Source organism: Pseudorhodoferax sp. Leaf265, from assembly GCF_001422365.1.
In the GTDB taxonomy this organism is placed as follows: Bacteria; Pseudomonadota; Gammaproteobacteria; order Burkholderiales; family Burkholderiaceae_C; genus Pseudorhodoferax.
The window spans coordinates 1-4,860 of sequence record NZ_LMMT01000032.1 but is presented as its reverse complement, the minus strand read 5'-3'; the positions used below and the strand labels follow the sequence as shown (position 1 = coordinate 4,860).

The window sequence follows — 4,860 nt, the reverse complement described above, 5'->3', positions numbered from 1 at the left end:
TCGCCAAGAAAAGTAGGCAAAAGAAGGCGACCCCGGTGCCCCTGTCCCTGCGCTGGCGCTCCGGGCAACCTGCGGTGCTCGCGCCATGGGCTGCATTGCGCAACTCGCTTCGTTCACTGCGTTCACTACGCTCAAACAGGCGCAATGAGTCAGTTCACGAAGCGCGAGGTTCCCCGCGCAGCCCATGGCACTGTGCTCCTCGGCAGGGGCACAGGGGGAAGCCCCACACGGGCCATCGCTGCGCTCGGCCTGGGGCTCAGGCCGTCGCTGCGCTCGGCCTCGGTCCTTGAGGGTGCGGAGGCTTTCCATCAGCACAACTCCGGCACGACCGGCACCGCCACGGCGCTGGCATCGGCGAAGGGATTGGGCAGGGCGCGCAGGTCGGTCGGCGCGCTGGTGCCCTCGACGGCGATGACTGACAGCAGCTCGGGCAGTTGCCAGGGCGAGAGCACGAGCTGCTGGGCGCCATCGGCCGCGATGGCCGGCAGCACCTGCCAGTCGTTGCCCTGGCGCTGGAACAGGCGCAGGCCGCGCAGCTCCTCGACGCCGGGCACGCGCGAGACCTCGACCTCGAGCTCGCGCGAGCGCACGGCGCGGCCCAGCGGCCAGCCGCTGCCGTCCAGGCCGCCGGGGGCCAGCGGCCACAGCAGCCGGCGCAGCGCCTCGCGCACGTTCAGCAGCACCTGGTCGCGCGCATGGCCGTCGCGCACCAGCACGGCGACCGACAGGCCCAGCGCCACGTAATCGCAGCCGATCACGTAGAGCTCGGTGGCCAGCGGCGTGCGCACCGAGAGGTGGGCGTGCAGGCGCTCGATGAAGGGGCGGTCGGGCCGCGGGTTGGGCGCCGGTGCCAGCGGCGCGGCCGGCAGCGCGAGCACGCTGACCACGCCGGGCACGTTGAAGCGGCGGTCGCGCGGCTTGAAGCGCGGCAGCACCTCGATGCGGCCCACGTCAATGGATGGCAACTCCAGCGCCAGGCTGCGGTAGTCGTCCTCGGTCACGGCGCGGTCGCGGTGGCGCAGGCGGGCCGGGATGCGGCGCTCGGCCACGGCCAGGGTCTCGGCGTCCTCGCCGCCGGCCAGCGGCAGCGGCTGCAGCACGCGGATCGGCGGGGCGGTCTGGCCGGACAGCAGGGTGCCGGTCAGTTCGGCCAGCGCCAGTGGCGGCAGGTTGCCGGCGCGGCCACCGCCGAAGCGGCCCAGCGCGAGGCGCACGCGCATGCCGGCCTCGGGCACCTTGCCGCGCAGGCCGTCGCCCAGGCGCAGCAGGCCGGCCTCGGCGTCGAGTTCGTAGGCGGTGGCATCGCGCGCGACCTGCGGGTCGGCATGGATGGCGGCCAGGTCGTCCACGCGGGTCCAGGGCTGGTAGCCGCGGCCCGGCGCCTCGACCTCGATCTGCAGGCTGGCCGCGTCGACCGAGCCCAGCGGCAAGGCGAACTGCTGGTCGGCCGCGCCATTGGAGGCGCCCAGCACGCGGCCGGCCAGCGTGTTGCGCTGGTCGATCTCGACCGCGTTGATGCCGATCCAGGCCAGCGGCAGCTGCTGCACCTGCTGGCCGGGCTGGGGGCGCAGGCGCAGCCAGGCGACCAGGCGCGCGGCGCGGGCCGGGTCGTCGAGCCGCGGCGGCGCGTCGCCGACGCCGGCATGCGGGTTCTCGCCCACGTCGTTGGAAGGCGCCCAGATCGCGCGCTCGTCGGGCAGCTGCAGGCGCAGCGTGCCGGCGCGGGCCAGGCCGCCGCTGGTGTCGGTGCCGCCCTGGACGGGCAGCACGGTGTAGCTGGTGTCCAGCGCGGTGGTGCCGGGCGCGGTCATCTCCCACAGCACCGGCACCGGCGTGGCGGCGGTGACCTCGTCGAAGGGCCCGGCCGGGCGCACGGCCGGCACCACGCCGACCGAGAGCAGCGGCGGCAGCGCGGCATCGCCGCCGCCCAGGGCGTTGCGCACTGCCGTGTTCACCTCGCCCTGCTGCGCGGGCTGGCGCGCGGGCGGGGCCAGCAGCGCGATCCACAGCGCGCGGTCCACGCTCTGCGCGAACACGTCCACGCCCTCGGGCACGGCGCGGCCCTGGGCGAACACGGGCGTGGTCTGGTAGGCCTTGAGCGCGCCGCTGATGCGGTGGATGCGCGCCAGCCCCTGCAGCAGGTCGCTGCGCTGGGCCACTTGCGCGGGCGGCAGCGCGCGCTTGATGTAGGCCTCGCCCGTGATCGGCAGCACCGTGGTTTCGGCCAGCGTCTCGAAGGGCACGGCGGCTTTCAGCAAGGCGCGCGGCTGCAGCGTGTGGGCGGCCAGCTCGGTGTCGCGCGCGAAGGCCAGGCCGACGATGCCGCGCGCCGGCAGCGCGGGTTGCAGGCCCATGCCCAGCAGCTTGAGGAACACCAGGCGCTGGCGCTCGGGCACCAGGTTGGCGCGGTACAGCAGCGTGTCGCCGAGCCAGGCGAACAGCTCGATCAGCGTGCGGCCGGGGTCGCCCTGGCGCGGATGCGTCCACTCCGGCGTGTGGGCCGGGATGCGCGCGATCAGTTCCTCGACGAGGTCGTCGAAGCGGCGGTCGTCCAGCGAGGGAGGCAGGAGCGGCATGGCGTCAACCCTCTAGATCTACTGTCACGTTCATGGCGCCGGCCTGGCCCGAGCGGGCCAGCCGGTAGGCGATCTCCACGCGCACCTGGCTGGGTGCGCCGGCGACCTCCCAGACCTCCGCGCGGTCGAGCAGGATGCGGCTCTCCCAGCGGGTCAGCGCGTCCTGCACCAGGTCGCGCATCTCGCGCCGCGTGGCGATGGTGTTGGGCGCGTGCAGCAGCCGGTCCAGCCCGCCGCCGAACTCGGGCCGCATGAGCTGCTCGCCCGGGCGCGTGGACAGGATGGCGCGGATGCCGTCGCGCACGCTGGTGGCCAGGTCCGGCCAGGCCAGCGCGCCGTGCGCATCGGGCAGCGGCAGCAGGGGCCAGCCGATGAGGGGACGTGGATGCGCGCTCATGACTTCGGCGGAATCTTCGGGAACGGCAGGCAGATCTTCATCGAGAACATCCAGCCGAACACGATGTTGAAGAGCCCCAGGAACAGGTTCAGCACCAGGAAGGCGCAGATCGTGATGATGGGGATGTTGAAGCTGCAGATCCACGTGAGGCCGAACTTGCTGCTCGCGCCTTCGCCGTCCAGCAGCTTCTTGCTCGACCCGGACAGCAGGCTCTGCAGCGAGGGCGGCACGACGAAGGCCACGCTGGGCTTGAGCGCATCGAGCAGGCCCTTGTCGCTGGGGTCGGGCAGCGCGATCTGCACGGGCGGCGCGCCCGCGCCCTCGTACCAGGCCGCGATCACGAAGGGCTCGCTGGCCTCGCCCCAGACGATGCGCGCCGGACAGGCGCCCTCGGGTGCCAGCCGCACGAAGGCGCGCAGCTGGTAGCGCGCGCCTGGCTCGTCGAAGCGGCCACGCTTGCCCTTGACCGCGGCGAAGCGGCGCTGCATGGCGGCGTGCATGGCGTCCAGCAGGCGCTGCGCGGCCGTGGTGTCCATGGCCGGCCAGCTGGCGGGCATCTCGACGCTGCCGGTTTGCTGCTGCAGCAGTACGGCCTGGGCCTGCTGCAGGAACTGGTCGGCGCGCACGCGGCGCGGCTGGGTCTCGCCGCTGCGCAGCACCAGCGGCAGTTCCAGCGCGGACAGCGCCTGCAGGATGGGCGCGCCGGCGCTGCCGAAGGCATCGAACTCGCTGGCCAGCTGGCGCAGCAGCAGTACGAAGCGGGTCAGGGCGGCGTCGGCGCCGGCCTGCTCGCTGTCCTTGAGCCAGGCGGCCGTGATGTTCTGGCCGGTGCGCGGCAGGCCCATGGCCTGGCCCTGCAGCGCCAGCACCAGGTGGTCGCGGAAGGCGGCCGAGCGCGGGCCGAAGTCGGTGCCGGGCGCGGCGGCCAGTTCGTCGTCCGCCTCGCTGATCTCGCTGCTGACGGTGGGCACCAGGCCGTAGTAGAGGGTCTGTCCGGCTTCGGTGCAGACGTCGGGCGGCGCCAGGTACAGCGGGATGGTGGCCTCCTCCAGCGCGCTGTCGGGCTGGGTGCGCGTGAAGCTGGCCAGCTGGCGGTCGATGTCGGGCACACCGGTCAGGCCGCGCGTGCTGCGCTGGCCGGGCAGCGGGTCGGCGTCGGTGCCGCCTACGCGCGTGAGCGGCAGCCAGCCGTGGATGCGGCCGCCGGACTTCATCCAGCCCTCGGCGCGGCCGTCAGCGCCGACGCGGCGCAGCACCATGCCCGCGGCCTGGATGCGCTTGGGGTCCAGCCGCGGTTCGCCGGCGGTGTCGCACCAGGCCTCCAGCAGCGCGAGGTGGAACTGGCGCTGGATCGGCTGGAACAGCTTGAGCGTGCCCTGGCTGTCGAGGGCGCGGGCGCGCAGGGCGCGCAGGCGTTCGCGGCCGGCGGCGTTGCGCAGGTCGTTGAGCGTGGCGGGCAGGAAGTCGTCGTCGCTGCGCTGCAGCAGCCAGGGGCGGGCGCTGCGGGCGAGGCCGCGGGGGGTGCCGATGAGGATGGGGTGGTGTATGGCCATGTCAGTGCTCCGTGGCCGAGCGCAGCGATGGCCCGAATTGGTCCCCGCTCCCCGGGGCCCCTGTGCCCACGCCGAGGAGCGCAGTGGCCTGGGCGGCGCGGGGAACCTCGCGCTTTGTGAACTGACTCATTGCACTTGTTCGAGCTGAGTGAACGAAGTGAACGGTGCGAGTTGTGCAATGCGCCCAGGTCGCGAGCACCGCAGGTTGCCCGGAGCGCCAGCGGAGGGACGTGGGAACCGGGGTCGCCTTCTCTTTGGTTACTTTCTCTTGGCGAAACAAGAGAAAGTGACTGCACTGCCGGGGGCAATCCCGGCCTCTGGTTCCAGCAAATGA

3 protein-coding genes are annotated in these 4,860 nt (G+C 73.2%); all 3 read right to left on the bottom strand.

All coding sequences use genetic code 11. The annotated features are described in order from the left end of the window. Positions 1-308: 308 nt before the first annotated feature. From ASF45_RS21630 to ASF45_RS21620, 3 genes are read right to left on the bottom strand one after another with little or no spacing between them, the layout of a single operon-like run. Positions 309-2,576 carry a putative baseplate assembly protein gene (locus ASF45_RS21630; RefSeq protein ID WP_056667720.1) on the bottom strand — a complete coding sequence of 756 codons (2,268 nt, stop codon included), beginning with the start codon at positions 2,574-2,576 and terminating at the stop codon, positions 309-311. 4 nt (positions 2,577-2,580) lie between these two features. After that, positions 2,581-2,973 carry a GPW/gp25 family protein gene (locus ASF45_RS21625; RefSeq protein ID WP_056667718.1) on the bottom strand — a complete coding sequence of 131 codons (393 nt, stop codon included), beginning with the start codon at positions 2,971-2,973 and terminating at the stop codon, positions 2,581-2,583. Beyond that, positions 2,970-4,526: a hypothetical protein gene (locus ASF45_RS21620; RefSeq protein ID WP_056667714.1), complete on the bottom strand. Its 1,557-nt coding sequence runs from the start codon at positions 4,524-4,526 to the stop codon at positions 2,970-2,972. The genes ASF45_RS21625 and ASF45_RS21620 overlap by 4 nt, the downstream gene beginning before the upstream one ends. Between the last annotated feature and the right edge of the window lie 334 nt (positions 4,527-4,860).